1 protein-coding gene is annotated in these 495 nt (G+C 45.9%); it reads left to right on the top strand.

Translation table 11 applies throughout. The annotated features are described in order from the left end of the window. The coding region (locus tag GTU69_RS16960; RefSeq protein ID WP_166172234.1) for a GTP-binding protein at nt 1–495 on the top strand (495 nt) is incomplete at both ends.

Genomic DNA, 495 nt, shown 5'->3' with positions numbered 1-495 from the left:
CCACACGTAAACGTGGGCACAATTGGTCACGTCGACCATGGTAAAACTACTTTAACTGCTGCGATTGCAACTATTTGTGCAAAAACTTACGGCGGTGAAGCGAAAGATTACGCAGCAATTGACTCTGCACCAGAAGAAAAAGCACGTGGTATTACCATTAATACTTCACACGTAGAATACGATTCTCCATCTCGTCACTACGCTCACGTAGACTGCCCAGGACACGCCGATTATGTTAAAAACATGATCACTGGTGCTGCTCAGATGGACGGTGCAATCCTTGTATGTGCTGCGACTGACGGTCCTATGCCACAAACTCGTGAACACATCCTTTTGTCTCGCCAAGTAGGTGTACCTTACATCCTTGTGTTCCTGAACAAATGTGACCTTGTAGACGACGAAGAGTTGCTTGAACTGGTTGAAATGGAAGTTCGTGAACTTCTTTCTACTTATGACTTCCCTGGTGATGACACTCCTGTTATCCGTGGTTCAGCT

Origin of the sequence: Acinetobacter sp. SA01 (assembly GCF_011319235.1) — a bacterium.
In the GTDB taxonomy this organism is placed as follows: domain Bacteria; phylum Pseudomonadota; class Gammaproteobacteria; order Pseudomonadales; family Moraxellaceae; genus Acinetobacter.
The sequence above is the reverse complement of the archived record's forward strand: the minus strand, read 5'-3'. Positions and strand labels throughout refer to the sequence as shown.